Source organism: Acinetobacter sp. YH12144 (assembly GCF_013418345.1).
GTDB lineage: Bacteria > Pseudomonadota > Gammaproteobacteria > Pseudomonadales > Moraxellaceae > Acinetobacter > Acinetobacter amyesii.
This window is the reverse complement of sequence record NZ_VPCD01000004.1, coordinates 135,584-152,986: the sequence shown is the minus strand read 5'-3', so window position 1 is coordinate 152,986 and position 17,403 is coordinate 135,584. Positions and strand designations below refer to the sequence as shown.

Annotated in this window: 12 protein-coding genes and 1 pseudogene; 7 read left to right on the top strand and 6 right to left on the bottom strand. The window is 42.6% G+C overall.

Translation table 11 applies throughout. The features are described from left to right. Positions 1–152: 152 nt before the first annotated feature. Complete coding sequence (locus FTU79_RS04420; RefSeq protein ID WP_180048988.1) at positions 153–881, bottom strand: type III pantothenate kinase; 729 nt, start codon at positions 879–881, stop codon at positions 153–155. Positions 882–904: 23 nt separating this feature from the next. Next, positions 905–1,660 (bottom strand): biotin--[acetyl-CoA-carboxylase] ligase, encoded by a 756-nt coding sequence (locus tag FTU79_RS04415; RefSeq protein WP_180048987.1) that lies wholly within the window; start codon positions 1,658–1,660, stop codon positions 905–907. Between the two features lie 29 nt (positions 1,661–1,689). Between FTU79_RS04415 and FTU79_RS04410 the strand changes: the two are divergent. The 5 genes and pseudogenes from FTU79_RS04410 to ligA all read left to right on the top strand — a co-directional run bounded on the left by FTU79_RS04410 (position 1,690) and on the right by ligA (position 9,990). Further along, positions 1,690–2,501, top strand: a pseudogene (locus FTU79_RS04410) (sulfite exporter TauE/SafE family protein). Between the two features lie 147 nt (positions 2,502–2,648). Beyond that, on the top strand, positions 2,649–3,344 hold the full coding sequence (locus FTU79_RS04405) for a GntR family transcriptional regulator (RefSeq protein ID WP_078191157.1): 696 nt from the start codon (positions 2,649–2,651) through the stop codon (positions 3,342–3,344). Between the two features lie 10 nt (positions 3,345–3,354). Continuing rightward, positions 3,355–6,804, top strand: a complete 3,450-nt coding sequence (gene smc / locus FTU79_RS04400) for a chromosome segregation protein SMC (RefSeq protein WP_180048986.1) — start codon at positions 3,355–3,357, stop codon at positions 6,802–6,804. A gap of 1 nt (position 6,805) precedes the next feature. Further along, the gene (locus tag FTU79_RS04395; RefSeq protein ID WP_180048985.1) at positions 6,806–7,858 is read left to right on the top strand and encodes a cell division protein ZipA C-terminal FtsZ-binding domain-containing protein; all 1,053 of its coding nucleotides are present in this window, start codon (positions 6,806–6,808) and stop codon (positions 7,856–7,858) included. Positions 7,859–7,956: 98 nt separating this feature from the next. Further along, positions 7,957–9,990 (top strand): NAD-dependent DNA ligase LigA, encoded by a 2,034-nt coding sequence (gene ligA, locus FTU79_RS04390; protein ID WP_180048984.1) that lies wholly within the window; start codon positions 7,957–7,959, stop codon positions 9,988–9,990. Positions 9,991–10,226: 236 nt separating this feature from the next. Here the strand turns inward: ligA and FTU79_RS04385 are convergent, their stop codons facing one another. From FTU79_RS04385 to FTU79_RS04375, 3 genes are all read right to left on the bottom strand, one after another. Continuing rightward, a complete protein-coding gene (locus FTU79_RS04385) occupies positions 10,227–11,690 on the bottom strand; it encodes an amino acid permease (protein WP_180048983.1) in 1,464 nt (487 codons plus the stop codon). Next, positions 11,690–12,724: a methyltransferase gene (locus FTU79_RS04380; protein WP_168378529.1), complete on the bottom strand. Its 1,035-nt coding sequence runs from the start codon at positions 12,722–12,724 to the stop codon at positions 11,690–11,692. Before FTU79_RS04380 ends, FTU79_RS04385 begins: the two co-directional genes overlap by 1 nt. A gap of 66 nt (positions 12,725–12,790) precedes the next feature. After that, positions 12,791–14,161, bottom strand: coding sequence for a uracil-xanthine permease family protein (locus FTU79_RS04375; RefSeq protein ID WP_180048982.1), 1,371 nt, complete (start codon positions 14,159–14,161; stop codon positions 12,791–12,793). Between the two features lie 173 nt (positions 14,162–14,334). Between FTU79_RS04375 and typA the strand changes: the two genes are divergently transcribed. Both typA and mscL read left to right on the top strand, forming a co-directional pair. Continuing rightward, on the top strand, positions 14,335–16,170 hold the full coding sequence (typA, locus tag FTU79_RS04370) for a translational GTPase TypA (protein WP_111884800.1): 1,836 nt from the start codon (positions 14,335–14,337) through the stop codon (positions 16,168–16,170). Between the two features lie 290 nt (positions 16,171–16,460). Continuing rightward, on the top strand, positions 16,461–16,892 hold the full coding sequence (gene mscL / locus FTU79_RS04365; RefSeq protein ID WP_078192339.1) for a large conductance mechanosensitive channel protein MscL: 432 nt from the start codon (positions 16,461–16,463) through the stop codon (positions 16,890–16,892). Between the two features lie 39 nt (positions 16,893–16,931). Here mscL and FTU79_RS04360 read toward each other — a convergent pair whose 3' ends face one another. Beyond that, positions 16,932–17,306 (bottom strand): hypothetical protein, encoded by a 375-nt coding sequence (locus FTU79_RS04360; RefSeq protein ID WP_005007840.1) that lies wholly within the window; start codon positions 17,304–17,306, stop codon positions 16,932–16,934. Positions 17,307–17,403: the final 97 nt, after the last annotated feature.

Sequence of the window (17,403 nt, the reverse complement as noted above, 5' to 3'; positions counted from 1 at the left end):
CGATCATCGCAGGCTATTGTAATTCGTTGGGCGAAAAAAGGTCATGAATCGCGATACAATTTGTAATTATGCTTGTATGAAATGATTGTAAAAAAAGCGTGATGATCATTGATCATCACGCTTTCACAGTTTGCTATCAAAAAATGGCTAAATTACACGCCATTTACATAACTTTGTAGGCCTCGAAGCAGCAAATCTGCTTCGACAGCTGGCTGATATTGTTCTAAATAGCGTGCAAATAGCGCAGCATCGCCACCGGTTAAAATCAACTGACTTGGATATTTGTCGAGAACCTTTTCAATGGTGCTGACCAAGCTGAGCAAGATGCCATGATGAACAGCATCTATGGTGTTTTTACCAGGAGACAGCTCATCAAAGGTGGCATCTGGAATTTTAATGCCTTTGGTGTTTTGGATGAGCGAATCACGTTGCAAATACAAATTTGGCAAAATATAGCCGCCTAAATGTTGTAAGCCATCCGTTAAGTCAATGGTGAGTGCCGTGCCACAGCTAATGACACAGTATTTTTGTGTAGGGTCTTTGACCACAGCCAGCATTTGCAGCCAACGGTCGATCCCGAATTTACTGGTGTCTTCATATGCACAGCGTAAGCCCGCATATTCGGCATGTACTTTGGCAATAGTGACAGGAACGGCTAAAAATTTAAGAATTTTTTGAATCCGATCATTATTTTTTTTGTCGAGTACCGAGGAAATCCCGACCTGACCTAAGTCCAAACTTTTAAAGTGCTGGATTAAACCGAGTAGGAGTTCGGCAGGCGACTGTAAATGCAGTTCCGCAGCATGCTCTATAATTTGATCGTGTTCGGTAATCCAGTATTTCAGCCGGGTATTACCGACATCGAGCCATAATTTTTTCATCAGTAGGCCTTTGCAATCCTGTTTTATGGTTGATCTGCTAAACGTAAGCGACCTTGGAAATGATTTTCTAAGTGCTGCGAAGTTTGGATGTTGATCGAACCATCATTTTCAATACCGAGAAAGCGGCCTTGGCTTTTGCCTTGCAGGTGTTCAAGTTCAACGGGCTGTTGCATAAATGCAGCATAATGGTTGAATCGTGCAGCGAGGTTATAGCAGTTATGATCGAACCATTCACCTGCAAGTTGAATCGCTGCATATAGTTCAGAAATTAACTGCAAACGGTTTGGCGAGGGAAGTCCGAGTTCAGATAACGAGGTTGCACGTTGCTCAATTCCTGCGGATGGAATCGGAAATAAGTTCATGCCAACGCCGACAATCGCTTGATGTGGCGAAATCGGCTCAATCAAGATCCCGCCCCATTTGCCTTGTGGGCTATACAGGTCATTGGGCCATTTCACTTGTAAAGCGAGATTTTGCAAACTTGGCATTTGTAAGATATTTAAGGCAATTTCGAGTGCAAGCCGTCCATCTATCGCTGTTTGTAAATTCAGCAATGTGCTTAAATAGATATTACCAACGGGTGAGACCCATTGATGATCGCGTTGCCCACGCCCCTGAGTTTGCTCTTCACTGCATACCAAAACATGTTGAATGCCTTTTTTGGCAATCTCACGAACATCGTCATTGGTCGATGTGGTAATGGGCTTCAGTAATAAAACTTCAGGCGGCTGAGGTACTGTGCTCAGCAATTGCTGTAAGTGTCTGGTCTCTAAATCCATTTGAATCTGAGAGTTGTGGAATAATATTGATGGAGTTAATCATATATTTACTGATTGGTGCAATCGCTGGTTTTGCTGCGGGGCTATTTGGTGTTGGCGGTGGCCTGATTATTGTGCCGATTTTATTCATTGTCTTTACCCAACTTCAATATGATCCCAGTGTGATTATGCACATGGCGGTGGGCACATCTTTAGCCACGATTATTGTGACCTCACTTAGCTCGGTTTCGGCGCATCATAAAAAAGGTGCCGTGCTGTGGAATGTCTTTCGGAATTTGTCACCGGGTTTGGTGATCGGTTCATTTCTCGGTGCAGGCATTGCAGATTATTTATCAGGGCAGGGTTTGCAACTGTTAATTGGCTTTTTTGCGGTCTGGGTGGCCTTTAAAATGTTTCGCGGTGCAGCGACACCAGTCGATCCGAATAAACATTTACCCTCACAAGCCATGCAAATGGCAGCAGGGGGGGTATTGGGATTGCCTCTGCGATCTTCGGTATTGGTGGAGGTAGCTTAACCGTCCCGTATTTGAATAAAAACGGCGTCATTATGCAAAAAGCGGTCGCAACCTCTGCTGCATGTGGTTTACCGATTGCGATTGCAGGGGCACTCGGCTTTATGTGGTTTGGTCATCATGCCGATATCGAGGTTCCCAATACCATTGGTTATATCCATATTTATGCATTTATCGGGATTAGTGTAATGAGCTTCATCACTGCGAAATTGGGTGCGAAAGTGGCTCATATGTTGTCACCATTTATGCTAAAGCGTTGTTTTGCATGCTTATTAACAACAGTTGGTTGCTATTTTATTTATCAAGGTGTGCAAGCCTTTGGCGCTTGATTGTCCGTTTTGACTGACAAAATTGGCTTTGTTGACACAAGATTGTCAGACAATGTCATGTTCAATTAGGTTGCTTATCGTTTCTAATGCAAATAGATTGAGTGTAAATCTGAACATTGCATCTTATAAAAAAAAGATAGGAACAGTATGCAACAACAAGAAGCGGACAGTTTGTCAGAACAAATTGCCAAACACATCGGTGAACAAATCATTCGCGGTGAGTTGGTCGAAGGCGAGCGTATTCAGGAACTTAGAATTGCGGCCGAATTGGATGTGAGCCGTGGCTCTGTTCGTGAAGCTTTATTGATTTTAGAACGGACCCAGCTCATTGAAATCTACCCACGCCGTGGCGCCTTAGTCTCTGAAATGTCGGCTTTACAAGTGCGTTCATTATTTGATATTGCAGCATTATTGTTGGGTCAAATTGTGCATCGTATGGCGGAAACGTGGCGCAGCCATGAAGCTGAACGTATTCAGTTATTACTTGAACAATTAGACGTGGAAACTCGCCAAGGCAATACCGAAAAGTTTTATGATCTGATTTTTCAGGGCATGGCTCGTCAGCATGAAATGGTGGGAAATACCTACTTGATGCGTTATTACCAAGAATTGTTGCCATCACTCAGACGTAGTTATTTCCTGACACTGAATATTTCACGACGTGAACTACAAGAATCTTTTGATTTGTTTAAATTAGTGACTGATGCAGTTTTAATCAGAAAATCACATCAAGCCACTTTATTTATGGAAGATTTTTGTCGACACTTACGCAACCTTGTGTTGGAATCACTAACACGGATGAAACAAATCGAATTAGCGTGGGCGAGACGTTCACGCCGCTGATCAGGACATTATGCGTTTAAGCAGTTTAAAACTTTCCGGCTTCAAATCTTTTGCCGATAGCACAACTCTAAAATTTGAAGGCAACCGTAGTGCGGTTGTTGGACCGAACGGCTGTGGTAAATCCAATGTGATTGATGCCATTCGTTGGGTTATGGGTGAATCCAGTGCCCGTCAATTGCGTGGTGGCACCATGCAAGATGTTATTTTTACCGGAACGGCAAAGCGTAAACCAGTCGGGATGGCGAGTGTTGAACTGCGTTTTGATAACACCTATGGCAAGTTAGGTGGTGCTTATAATGCCTATACTGAACTGGCAGTTCGCCGTCAGGTCAATCGTGATGGTAAATCCGAATATTTCCTCAACGGCACCAAATGCCGCCGTCGTGATATTACTGATATTTTCTTAGGTACCGGTTTAGGTCCGCGTTCGTATGCGATTATTGAACAGGGCATGATCAACCGTTTGGTCGATGCCAAACCTGAAGAAATGCGCGTGTATATTGAAGAAGCCGCAGGGGTTTCTCGCTATCAAGCCCGCCGTCGTGAAACTTTACAGCATCTAGAACACACCACTCAAAATTTAGAACGCCTCGAAGACATTGCATCAGAACTGAAATCTCAGCTGAAAACCTTAAAACGTCAGTCTGAAACGGCAGTGCAATACAAAGAATTAGAAACCCAGATTCGTACTATTAAGATCGAAGTGCTGTCTTTCCAATGTGAACAAAGCACGCGTTTACAGCAAGAATACACGCTTCAGATGAATGAGCTCGGGGAAACCTTCAAACTGGTTCGTTCTGAGCTGAACACCCTTGAGCATGACTTATCTTCCACCAGTGCTTTATTTCAACGGCTTATTCAACAGTCCACGCCATTACAAAGCGAATGGCAACAGGCGGAAAAGAAACTGTCTGAGTTGAAAATGACGCTGGAGCAAAAGCAGGGTTTATTTGCACAAAACTCGGCAAGTTTGGTGGAGCTTGAAAAGCAAAAAGCTCAAACCAAAGAACGTTTACAGCTATTAGAGTTACAACTGGAAACGCTGCAAGAACAGCAAGATGGATTTGTTGAGCAATTACAGCGCCAAGAAAGCAGTAGTCAAGATCAGACTCAACAATTGGCCGATTTGAAAGCTCAGCATCAACAAGCAGTTCAACAATTTGAACAATGCCGTGGGCAAGTCGAAAAGCAGCAACAGCAAAAGCTACAGATGTTGGCGCAGAGTGAACAATTGACCAAAAATATTGGTCGTATTGAGCAACAACGTGAGACCCTGCAACAGCAACGAGGTCAAATTCAGCATCAGGCGCAGCAAGATGAGTTGGAGCAGTATCAGCAAGATAAGCAACAACTCGAACAGCAAATTGTGCAACAAGAGCTGGTGATTGCCGAAACGCAAACACTGCTTGCAGCTGCACAAGAACAGCAGGCACAGCATAAAAATATGATGCTGCAGCTAAAGTCAGAAATACAGGTGCTGTTGTCAGAGCAGAAAAACCTAAATCAATTGATGATTAAAGCTAGTCCAAAGCAGCAAAGTCAGCGTCAACATTTAATGCAGCAGTTGCAGTTGAGCACACAGGGTAAACAGCATGCACAACTGGTCGAGAAATTTTTGTCTAAATGGCTGAGTGCCCAAGTCTTGGGACACAGTGATAATTTTCAAGACAGTATTGCACGTCAGGTCAAAGGCAGTCATCACACCGCAGCACAAATCGTTGGATTAGACGCTTTGGCGACGTGGATTGAAGCACCACAGCTTTCAATCTGGCAGCAGGTCGCGATTGCTGAAACATTGACGGTGGCATTGAGTCATCAGGCTAAACTGGCTGCTGGTCAGTCGATACTCACGCTCGATGGTTATCATGTCGGTGCGGATTGGGTGATTGGTCTAGACTATGATGAGGACAGCCAAGCAGGGCAAGGTGCATTGAGCCACCGTATTCGTTTAGATGAATTGACTGAATTACTTGCAGAGCAGCAGCCAAAGCTGACGCAACTAGAAGGCCAATTGCCTGAGTTGCAAAATGCCGTACAAGCTTTACAGCAAAATCTGCAACAGCAACATAGCCAATTAAAAAATTGGCAAAAAGACATTCAAAATGCTGATGTTGCGATTGCGAAGGTACAAAGTTCCAATCAGGCATTTGCATTACAAAAGCAGCAGTTAGAAGATCAATTGCAGCAACTTGAAGCGCAGCTTGAAGAAGATGCCATGCAAAAAGACGATTTGGAAATAGATCTGCATGCGCTGACGATGAAGCTTGAGCAAGCCTTGCCCAATTATAAAACCTTGCAATTCCAAGTTGAGGAATTGAGTCTAGCGCTGGAAAGTGCTCAGCAAGTGGCATTACACAGTCAGCAAGAATTGGAAATCGTGCGTCGTCAGTCTGTACAGACGAAACAACAGATTGAATTATTAGAAAAAGACACGGTCTTTTTGAAAGCGCAAACTCAGCAAATTATTGGACAGATGGAACAAGCAAAGAAATTTGTCGATCCGGTACAGTTAGAATTGCCTGCGCTTGAGTCACAGTATTCAGAGCAAGCCCAAGTCACTGAACGTTTACAAAAAACCTGGAATGATTGGCAGCTTGAACTGAATAATGTTCAGAGTAAACAACAGACATTGACTGAACAACGCCATTCACATCAACAGCAAGATGAAAAATTGCGTACGCAATTGGAAGAAAAGCGTCTAGCTTGGCAATCCGCGCAGTCTGATTTACAGCATTATTCTGAACAGCTGAAAGAAATGAACAGCGAAATGCTGACAGGTTTAAGCATTGATGTGGTATCCCATCAGCAAAAACTCGAAAAAGCGCAGCAGCAGTTTGATAAATTGGGTGCAGTCAACTTGGCTGCGGCAGAAGAATATACTGAAGTTTCTAAACGCTTTGATGATTTAAGCCACCAAATTGATGACTTGCAAAAGACTGTTGAGCAACTGCAAGCCGCGATGAAAAGCATTGATCAGGAAACGCGAAAGCTGTTTATGAGCACCTTTGATAAGGTTAATGCTGAACTTCAAGAGTTGTTTCCGAAAGTATTTAATGGTGGTGAAGCAAGTTTAAACCTTGAAGATGGTTGGCAATCGGGTGTAAAACTGATGGCACGACCACCGGGTAAACGAAATAGCTCTTTGGCATTATTGTCAGGTGGTGAAAAGGCATTGACCGCATTGGCTTTGGTTTTTGCGATTTTCCGCCTAAATCCTGCGCCATTTTGCGTTTTAGACGAAGTCGATGCACCTTTAGACGATGCAAATGTAGGAAGATTTTGTAATCTTGTAAAAGAGCTTTCAGAACAAGTGCAATTTATCTACATTACACACAATAAACTGGCAATGACAATGGCAACTGACTTACTTGGTGTGACCATGCCAGAACCAGGAACTTCAAAATTAGTGACTGTGAATATTGAGCAGGCCAAAGAATACGGTTTAGCTGCGGAGGCATAACATGGAAATCACCACTATAGCTGGGATTGTAATCGCTGTAATTATCATGGTTGTGGGCATTCGAATGATGTTTCGTAAACCTGCGGATGCAGCGCCATCACTCGACACCGAATTACATATTAATCCTGATAGTCAGCAACCTGTTATTCCGCGCCATGTACGAAATCAGTTAAATACACCTGAAACCACGCAACGTGTAGAGCCGACTTTGGCTGAGGAAAAAGTCACAGCGGTTGAAACGACTGAAGCTGTTCAAGCGAATGTAACGCAAGAAGCAACGGCAACGGAACAAGCAGAGCAGAGCGTTGAGGCTACGGCAAAGACTGAGACGACTACGACGGATCCCGTTTCAGTTGAAAATGCTCAAACTGCGACAGAAGACACTACTTTGTCTACAGAAGCCACTGAATCTACGACAAATACGTCTGTAGTAGATGTAGCCAATGAAGCCGCGACTCCTGCGACGAACGTTCAGGCAGACGCTGTTCCTGTAGAAAAGGCGCCAGAATTTAGTGTAAATAGCGCAATTGAAAAAGCTGAAATCAGCGATTTTGATGAAGAAAGCAGTATTTTAGATGCTCATTTACATGAACAAAAAATTGTTGATGAAGAAAGTGCTTTAGCGACTGCGGAAACCTATATCGCCTTAAATGTGTTCCCGGATAGCCGTGCCTTGTCAGGTGAAAAAGCATTAAAAGTGTTACTGAAATACGGTTTACGCTTTGGCGAAATGGCTTGTTTCCATCGCTATGATGAAGAAGGTACAAAGTTATTATTCTCTGTATTGCAAATGAATAATGATGGCGCTGCGCAAGGTTTTGATCTTGAAACTTTATCGACTGAGGAAGTAAAAGGTTTGGCCTTCTTCTTGGCGCTGCCACACAGCGATGTGCAAAATGCCTTTGATACCATGGACAGCATTTCACGTCTGATTGCACGTGAAATTGACGGTACTGTGTATGATCAAAATAACCAAGAATTTACACCGCAGATGCGTGAACATTGGCGTCATCAAGCGATTGATTATCGTCAAGGTCAAGCCATCGAAGTCTAAGTGTCTTTGATTGAAACTCACCGAGTGGGTTTCTATAATAGCAACAGATAATGAAATTTGAGGGCGGACCATGAACCGCCCTTTTTTATGGTGAATGTATGACACAACAATCCACTGTCGTTGCACAGATGCGACAACTGATTCAACTCTTGGCGAAACATAACCATGCCTACTATGTCATGGACACGCCAGAAATTGAGGACAGTGAATATGATCAACTTTTTCACCAATTAAAAGCCTTAGAAGAGCAATACCCTGATTTAGTGCAACCTGATACACCAACTACAAAAGTGGGTGGAAAGGCCTTGTCTAAGTTTGAATCTGTAACCCATGCAGTACCCATGTTGTCATTGGGTAATGTATTTAATGCAGAAGATTTATTTGCCTTTGCGCGTCGTGCGGAAGAGCGCTTACCGAATCAAAAAATTGAATATGATGTCGAATTAAAATTTGATGGGCTGGCCATTTCTCTTTGGTATGAAAATGGCATTTTAGTCCGTGGTGTGACACGGGGTGATGGTGAAACAGGGGAAGACATTACCCAAAATGTAAAAACCATTCGTAATTTGCCTAAAGTACTGACTTCTACGCAGACTGAAATTCCAAGTCTGCTTGAAGTTCGTGGTGAAGTCCTGATGCCAAAGTCAGGCTTTGAAAAGCTCAATGCTGAAAACGAAGCCAAAGGTGAAAAAACCTTTGCCAATCCACGAAATGCAGCAGCAGGAAGCTTACGTCAACTCGATCCTGCAATTGCGGCTTCACGTCCATTGGCTTTTTATGCTTATGGCATTGCACAGTGCGAACCACATCATGGTCAAACCACCATGTCTGCTAGCTTAGAATGGCTGACACAGTTTGGTTTTGCTGTCGGTGAACGTCACTTTATTTGTGACAGCATTCAGGACGTACAAGCTGCGTATGAGCAAATGATCATTGATCGTCCAAGCCTGAGTGTTGAAATTGATGGCATGGTGATTAAGGTAAATAGCCTGAAGCAGCAGCAAACATTGGGTTTTTTAAGTCGTGAACCACGTTGGGCAACGGCATATAAATTCCCTGCAGTCGCAGCGCTGACGACAGTTGAAAATATTGATTGGCAAGTGGGGCGTACAGGGACTTTAACCCCAGTCGCGCGTTTAAACCCTGTGGCAGTCGGTGGCGTAACGGTTTCCAATGTCACTCTACATAATATTGGTGAAATTCACCGCCTAGATGTCCGTGTAGGCGATACCGTGAGTGTTTACCGTAGTGGTGATGTGATTCCCAAAGTGGAAAAAGTTTGGCCTGAATTTCGACCTGTAGAAACAGTTGAAGTTCAGTTACCTGCATGTTGCCCAGTCTGTGCATCTCCTGTCGTGATGCCAGAAGGTGAAGCCTTGGCACGTTGTTCAGGTGGTTTGTACTGTGCTGCACAGCGTATTGAGGCGATTCGTCACTTTGTATCTCGTAAAGCTATGGACATTGAGGGCTTAGGCGACCGTTGGGCGGAATCACTTTTACATTTGGATCTGCTCAAAGATGTTGCTGATATTTATAGCTTGCATGAGCATCGTGAAAAATTACTGACCATTGAAAAAATGGGTGAGAAGTCAGTTCAAAACCTCATCGATTCTATTGAAAACAGTAAGAAAACGACACTAGGTGCATTTATTTATGCACTCGGTATTCGAGGCGTGGGGGAAACAACGGCACGCATGCTCGCCAATACCTTCCAAACCTTTGATGCGATTCGCCATGCAGATCTCGAATCCTTGAAAAAAACGCCAGACGTTGGTGATATTACCGCTGAATGGATTGTCGATTTTTTCCAAGCGCCGCATAACCTCGAAGTGGTTGATCGTTTGTTGGCAGCTGGGATTCATTGGGATGCACCCGTTGCACCAAGTCGTCAGCCGCTGAATGGCGAGAGTTGGGTGATTACAGGGACATTGAGTACCATGGGTCGTGATGAAGCGACGCAAATGCTTCAAGCCTTAGGCGCACGTGTCAGTGGTAGTGTTTCGGGTAAAACCAAATGTGTAGTTGCAGGTGAAAAGGCAGGTTCTAAATTAGAAAAGGCTGAAAAGCTGGGTGTACCTGTGATGAGCGAAGACGAGTTTATTGCCTTTGTACAACAGCATAATGCTTCTTAAGTATTGAAAATCAAACTTGAAAAGGTTGTGACTTTTGAACAAATGCCTGATGCATTGCATTGGGCATTTTTATTTGAGTGCTTAAGGATGATTGAGTGAGCTATCAGTTGTTGGTTTCAGACAGCATCCTTTAAAGTTACTCACTAAGCATTATGTTAAAGCGTGAATGTATTGAGACACAATTTTAGCCATAAAAAAAGCAGCTCTTAGGCTGCTTTTTTTATTTAGTGATCACATTATTCTTGATCAACTTTCATTGGTTTTACATCCATTTCTTGATATGGAACCAACTTGGTTTTGTGTTTCCACTTATAACCGAACCAAATGGCAAGGAATAAGAAAATACCAATATAGGTAGAAACAACGGCCAACCATTCACCATCTAAAACGGCTTGATAGTTCTGACCAAGGACTACGATGGCACACAAAATAAAGGCAAACCACGGTGCAAATGGGAAGAATTTTGCACGGTAAGCAAGATCTTCTAATTTATTGCCTTGAGCCAAGTAGCCTTTACGGAAGCGATAATGTGAAACTGCAATACCGAGCCACACAATAAAGCCACACATACCTGACATGTTCAGTAACCAGTTAAAGACCGCTTGTTCACCGATAAATGTGGTTAAGAAGCACAGTGCCGCAATCGCCGTCGTTGCATAAAGTGCATTCATTGGTACGCCACGTGCATCTAAGCGACCAAAGACTTTCGGCGCACTGCCTTTACGTGCCATATCAAACAGCATACGAGTAGAGGAGTACATACCAGAGTTACCCGCTGATAAAATCGCAGTCAAGATCACCGCATTCATCACCGATGCAGCAAATGCAAAACCTGCTTTTTCATACAGTAAGGTAAATGGTGAAAGTGCAATATTTTCAGTAGATGCTGCTTGTAATAAACGTGGGTCATCATAGGCAATGAGAGTGCCGATAATGAAGATACACACGATATAAAACAACAAGATCCGCCAGAAAATTTGCTTGATGGCAATAGGAATGGTCTTTTCAGGATCTTTCGATTCACCTGCAGCCACACCAACCATTTCAGTCCCTTGGAAAGAGAAACCGGCAATCATGGCCACACCAATCAAGGCAGATAAACCGCCGACAAATGGGGCTTCACCCTTGGTCCAGTTGGCAAATGTTTCTACGCCCGGTGTCAGCATGATTTTGCCAATCATAAACAGACCGATAATGATAAAGGCAACAATTGCGAGCACTTTAACAAGCGAGAAGAAGAATTCTGATTCACCAAAGCCTTTTACGGTCAGCGCATTAATAGCAAAGACGATTGCGAGGAAAATCGCACTCCAGTAAAAGCCCGGAATATCTGGAAACCAGAATTTCATAATGAATTGGACTGCGACCAATTCAAATGCCACGGTAATCGCCCAGTTGTACCAATAGTTCCAACCCAAAGCGAAGCCGAAACCACCCTCGACATATTTTGTGCCGTAGGTAAAGAATGCACCCGAAGTTGGATTATGTGTTGCAAGCTCACCTAGACTGGTCATCAAGAAGTAAATCATGATACCAATTAAGCAGTATGCAAGCAGGGCGCCACCCGGGCCTGCATTGGCAATGGTTGCTCCAGAGGCAAGAAATAAACCTGTACCAATTGAACCACCAATTGCAATCATGTTGAGATGGCGAGCACCCAACTTACGCTGAAGCTGAGCTGGTTTTTGAGTTTCGCTCATCATTGTTCCTTAAGATTTTTTTGCGTGCTCGCAAACAAGACTTTAAATCCTTGTTGGTCGGCTTTGATTGTACATTGACCATAATGTTGCTCAATTAAAGTCGGATAATTGAGGAATCGGTTGGCAACAATCCAAAGCTCACCCCCAGACTTCAAATGTCTGCGCGAAGTTTTGCATAGATTTTCACTGGCATTGTAGTCGGTTTGAATCCCTTGATGGAAGGGTGGATTGCTGACTATGGCATGTAAAAATAAGGGAGCATCTTCGATTCCTGTGACCGCTTTAATCTCAAGTTGTTCAGGTTCAAGCAAATTTTGTTCAAATGTCATTTGTGTAGACGCTAGTGCAAAGGCATCTACATCCATGGCAAAGATACGATTTTTAGGATTCAGTTTGGCTAAATAAGCACTGATAACACCCGCACCACAGCCAAAATCTGCAATTTTGCCCGAAGTCATCTGTGATAAATAAGGCAATAAGGTAGCCGTACCCACATCTAAACGGTTCTGGCTAAAGACACCCGGCAGTGCGCAAATCGTAAGCTCACCATTTGGGGTTTCAACTGGATATTTTTGCACCCAATCTTGCAGTGGCTTCAGTGTGACAGTTTTTTCCAATAGGGTTTGCCACATTTGACAGTGACGCGCGCTATCAATTTTTAGTGTTTTACCAAAGGGCTGTAATTGTTTTGCAGCGCGTTCAACACCGCCTTTTTTCTCACCCACGAGGAAAATAGATGCACCTTGAGCAAGATGACTTGCGACATTGTGTAATAAATAATTTAGCAGTTCTTTTGATTTCGGAACAAAAATAACCGCTTGATCAAACTGACCTTCAGGAAAATCGACACCAAAATGGACGTTTGACTGTTGATTTTGAAAGTACTGAAAATCATTAAAATTCCAGCACCAAATCGATGGCTTAATATTGTCATTCAATTGACTGAGTAAGTCATCTGTCGGTGCATTTACGAAAAGCACGCGATCTTGTAATAAATCGATCTGTCGTATAACGACTTCACTTGTGAGATCCATAGATTTCTCCATCATAAAAAACACTGCCTAGGGCGGAACCTAGGCAGTGTTCTTTGACAAATGAACTTACTTCTTCACTTCAGGAAGAACAATATTCAAAATAAGGGCAGCGATACCACCAGTGGCAACGCCTGAACTGAAGATATTACGGAACAATTCAGGAAGATGTTCAAGGATTTGTGGTACTTGTGCAACACCTAGACCCAATGCCAATGAAATCGCAATGATTAATAGTGCGCGGCGGTCTAAATGAATGCCTGACAAGATATTGATACCCGAGGCAGCCACGGCACCGAACATGACCATTACAGCACCACCGAGTACGGCTTGTGGAACCGCCTGAATGACACCTGCTACAGCAGGAAGTAAGCCTAAAATAACCAATAAGGCAGCAATCCAAATGCCTACATAGCGGCTTGCAATACCTGTTAACTGAATAACACCGTTGTTTTGCGCAAATACAGAACTTGGGAATGTGTTAAAGATACCGGCAAGGAATGAGTTTGCACCATTCACCAATACACCACCTTTAATACGCTTCATCCATTCAGGGCCATCTACAGCTTGATTTGAAAGCTTAGAAGTCGCGGTAATATCACCAATCGCTTCTAAAGATGTCACAAGGTAGATAAATGCCATTGGAATAAACAAGCTCCACGAGAAGCTTAAGCCAAAGTGCATCGGTGTTGGAATTTGAACCAGTGGCGCATCTTTTAAACCATCAAAGTTTAAATGACCCATAAAGCCTGCAAGGATGTAACCCACGACTAAGGCAATTAGGATGGCAGAACTTTTTACCCATGTAATACGCACACGGTTCAATAAAATGATCAGTGCCAAAACGGTACATGACATGATGAGGTTGTCTGCATTGGCAAATGTTTTATCGCCCATGGCTTGATAACCACCACCCATGCTGATCAGGCCTTCTTTAATTAAAGTCAGACCAATCAATAGCACCACAATACCTGTTACCAATGGGGTAATCAGTTTTTTCACCCACGGTAAGATCCGTGACACACCCATTTCAATGAATGAACCCGCGATCACCACACCAAAGATAGATGCCATCACTGCTTCTACAGGTGTACCTGCCGCAACCATTGCAGAACCAATACCGATAATAGGACCAATAAAGTTAAAGCTGGTTCCTTGTACAATCAGGAGACCTGCACCAAATGGACCGACTTTTTTACATTGTAAAAAGGTTGCGATACCAGAGATCACCAATGACATCGACAGAATCATATTGGTGTCTTCTTTTGACACACCAAGTGCCAAACAGATCAGCAGACCCGGCGTCACAATTGGGACAATAATGGCCAATAAATGTTGGAACGCAGCGAGAAAAGCAATAAAAGGTTTTGGTCGATCATTCAATCCATAGACTAAATCGAGTTGATCTTTTGCTTCGGGAGATTGGTTTAAATCAGACATGCGGCACTGAAAATTAAGGCTAGGTGGCGCTATTCTAATCTGTTTACACAGCTTTACAAAACCAAAAGCGTACCAGTCGTCAAAAAAAATGCGATTGTCAATAAACTGTCACTACTAAAATCTATATTTTTTCTGTATAATTTGCCCTCAAACTTTAGGCGTATCGAATTCACATGTCAGATATTAAAACTCTCCGTAACATTGCCATCATCGCGCACGTCGACCATGGTAAAACTACTCTTGTAGACAAACTTTTACAGCAATCAGGTGCTCTTGGCGATCGCGCAGGCGAGATCGAACGTGTAATGGATTCTGGCGCTATTGAAAGCGAACGTGGTATTACCATTCTTGCAAAAAACACTGCAATCAAATGGTTAGACAAGCGTACTAACACTGAATACCGTATCAATATCGTGGATACCCCGGGACACGCCGACTTCGGTGGTGAAGTAGAACGTGTAATGTCAATGGTTGACTGCGTACTTCTTCTTGTTGACTCTCAAGAAGGCCCAATGCCACAAACTCGTTTTGTAACGCAAAAAGCGTTCGCACGTGGTTTGAAACCAATCGTAATTATTAACAAAGTCGACAAGCCAAACGCTCGTCCAGACTGGGTAATTGACCAAGTATTCGATTTGTTCGACAACCTTGGTGGTTCTGACGAACAGTTAGACTTCCCAGTTGTATATGCTTCAGGTCTTCGTGGTGTGGCTGGTCCATCTCCAGAAGAACTTGCTGAAGACATGACTCCATTGTTCGAAACAATTGTAGACATCGTTGAACCACCAGCGGTTGACGTTGACGGTCCATTCCAAATGCAAGTGTCTTCACTTGACTATAACAGCTTCGTAGGTGTTATCGGTGTTGGTCGTATTCAACGTGGTTCAGTGAAATTAAACACTCCTGTAACTGTAATCGACAAAGACGGTAAAACACGTAACGGTCGTATCTTAAAAATCATGGGTTACCATGGATTAGAGCGTATCGATGTTGAATCAGCTTCTGCTGGTGACATCGTTTGTGTAACGGGTATTGATGAACTTCATATCTCTGACACAATCTGTGATCCAAAAGCAGTTGAAGCTTTACCTGCACTTTCTGTAGACGAACCTACAGTATCGATGACTTTCCAAGTAAACAACTCACCGTTTGCTGGTAAAGAAGGTAAATTCGTAACTTCACGTAATATCCGTGAACGTCTAGATCGCGAATTGATTCACAACGTAGCATTACGTGTTGAAGATACTGACAGTCCTGACCGTTTCAAAGTATCTGGTCGTGGTGAGCTTCACCTTTCAGTTCTTATTGAAAACATGCGTCGTGAAGGCTTTGAAATGGGCGTATCACGTCCACAAGTAATCATCAAAGAAATTGATGGTGAAAAACAAGAGCCATACGAAAACGTAACGTTTGACGTTGAAGAGCAGCACCAAGGCGCTGTAATGGAACAAATGGGTCACCGTAAAGGTGAAATGACCAATATGGAAGTTGACGGTAAAGGCCGTATCCGTATTGAAGCAACAGTTCCTTCACGTGGTTTGATTGGTTTCCGTTCTGAATTCTTAACTATGACTTCAGGTACAGGTATCATGACTTCAAGCTTCTCGCACTACGGTCCAATGAAACAAGGTACTGTTGCGAAACGTCAAAACGGTGTGTTGATTTCTATGGTTCAAGGTACTTGCTTGGGCTATGCATTGTTCAGCTTACAAGACCGTGGTCGTCTATTCGCTAAACCTCAGTTAGAAGTTTACGAAGGTATGATCGTAGGTATTAACTCACGTTCAGACGACATGACTGTTAACCCAACTAAAGCGAAACAGCTAACTAACGTACGTGCTTCTGGTACTGATGATGCGTTGACTCTTGTTCCGCACATTGAATTTACGCTTGAACAAGCGCTTGAATTCATTGAAGATGATGAATTAGTTGAAGTAACACCTAAGTCAATTCGTATCCGTAAACGCTGGTTGACTGAAAACGAACGTAAACGTAACCGTAACGGTTAATTTTACAGTTTCAAAAAAACCGCTGACTTAGGTTAGCGGTTTTTTTATGCATGGGTGTTTTGAATAAAAATGCAAAAATTGAATGACTTTATTCATTTGATCCGACATACAAAATTTTGATAAATCCTTTTTAATAGAATGTATTACCAAAATCAAAAATGTTTTGTGTGAATTTTTATACATGGCATTTAGAATCTAATAAAAACCAAGTAAATTAGGTGGAAATAGTTATACAGATATAATGTATACTTCGTCACAAAATTAAAGCTGAAAAAATTTCTGGAGATCACATGAGTATTATTCAAGAATTTAGAGAATTTGCCGTAAAAGGCAACGTGATGGACTTGGCTGTAGGTGTCATCATTGGTGGTGCTTTCGGTAAAATCATCGATTCAATGGTAAAAGACATTATCATGCCTTTTATTTCTTGGATCCTTGGTGGTGACGTTGATTATTCAAATTGGTTCTTAGTATTGGGCGATAACCCAAACAATTTAACCACGCTAAAAGCAGCACAGGATGCAGGCCTTAATGTTTTGGCTTACGGTAACTTCTTAACTATCTTAATCAACTTCTTGCTTTTGGCATGGGTCGTATTCTGGTTAGTGAAATTGATGAACAAATTGCGCCGTCAAAAAGTTGAAGAGCCAGCTCCAGAGGCGACTCCAGAAGATATCGAATTACTTCGTGAAATTCGTGATGAATTAAAACGTAAAGGTTAATCCTTTAGCATTTAAAACGGCACTTTGAAGTGCCGTTTTTTATTGTGAATTTTGTTGAGGCGTCATTTTCATAAACTTAGGTTCTGATGTCGAAAAAACAATGCCATTTCGAATGCCTGTAAATACTTCATTTGCTTCTTCAGGTGATTCGGGTGCGCAGGCTTGTTGACCTAATATAAATAAGACTAAAGGGTGATTTTTGGATAATTTGCTAATTTGCTGTATCGCATCATACCATTTTGATTCATCGTTACGATTCCCATCTAAATCTAGTGCCAACTGGACTTCACCATGAGGGTTCATATCTTGATCATCATATAATGCTTGGATAAGTGCATGCTTTCGTTCACCTCGAATGATTGTAAAATCTGTTGTATCGACAGTGCCAAGACGAAAATAGTTGTAATAGCCCAATGGAATGTCCTTTATTTATTATTAAGTAGAATTGATTTAGTGCAATGTTATCTGGTTGCTATGATTTATATTATATGATTGAAAACCGCCAGCCAAT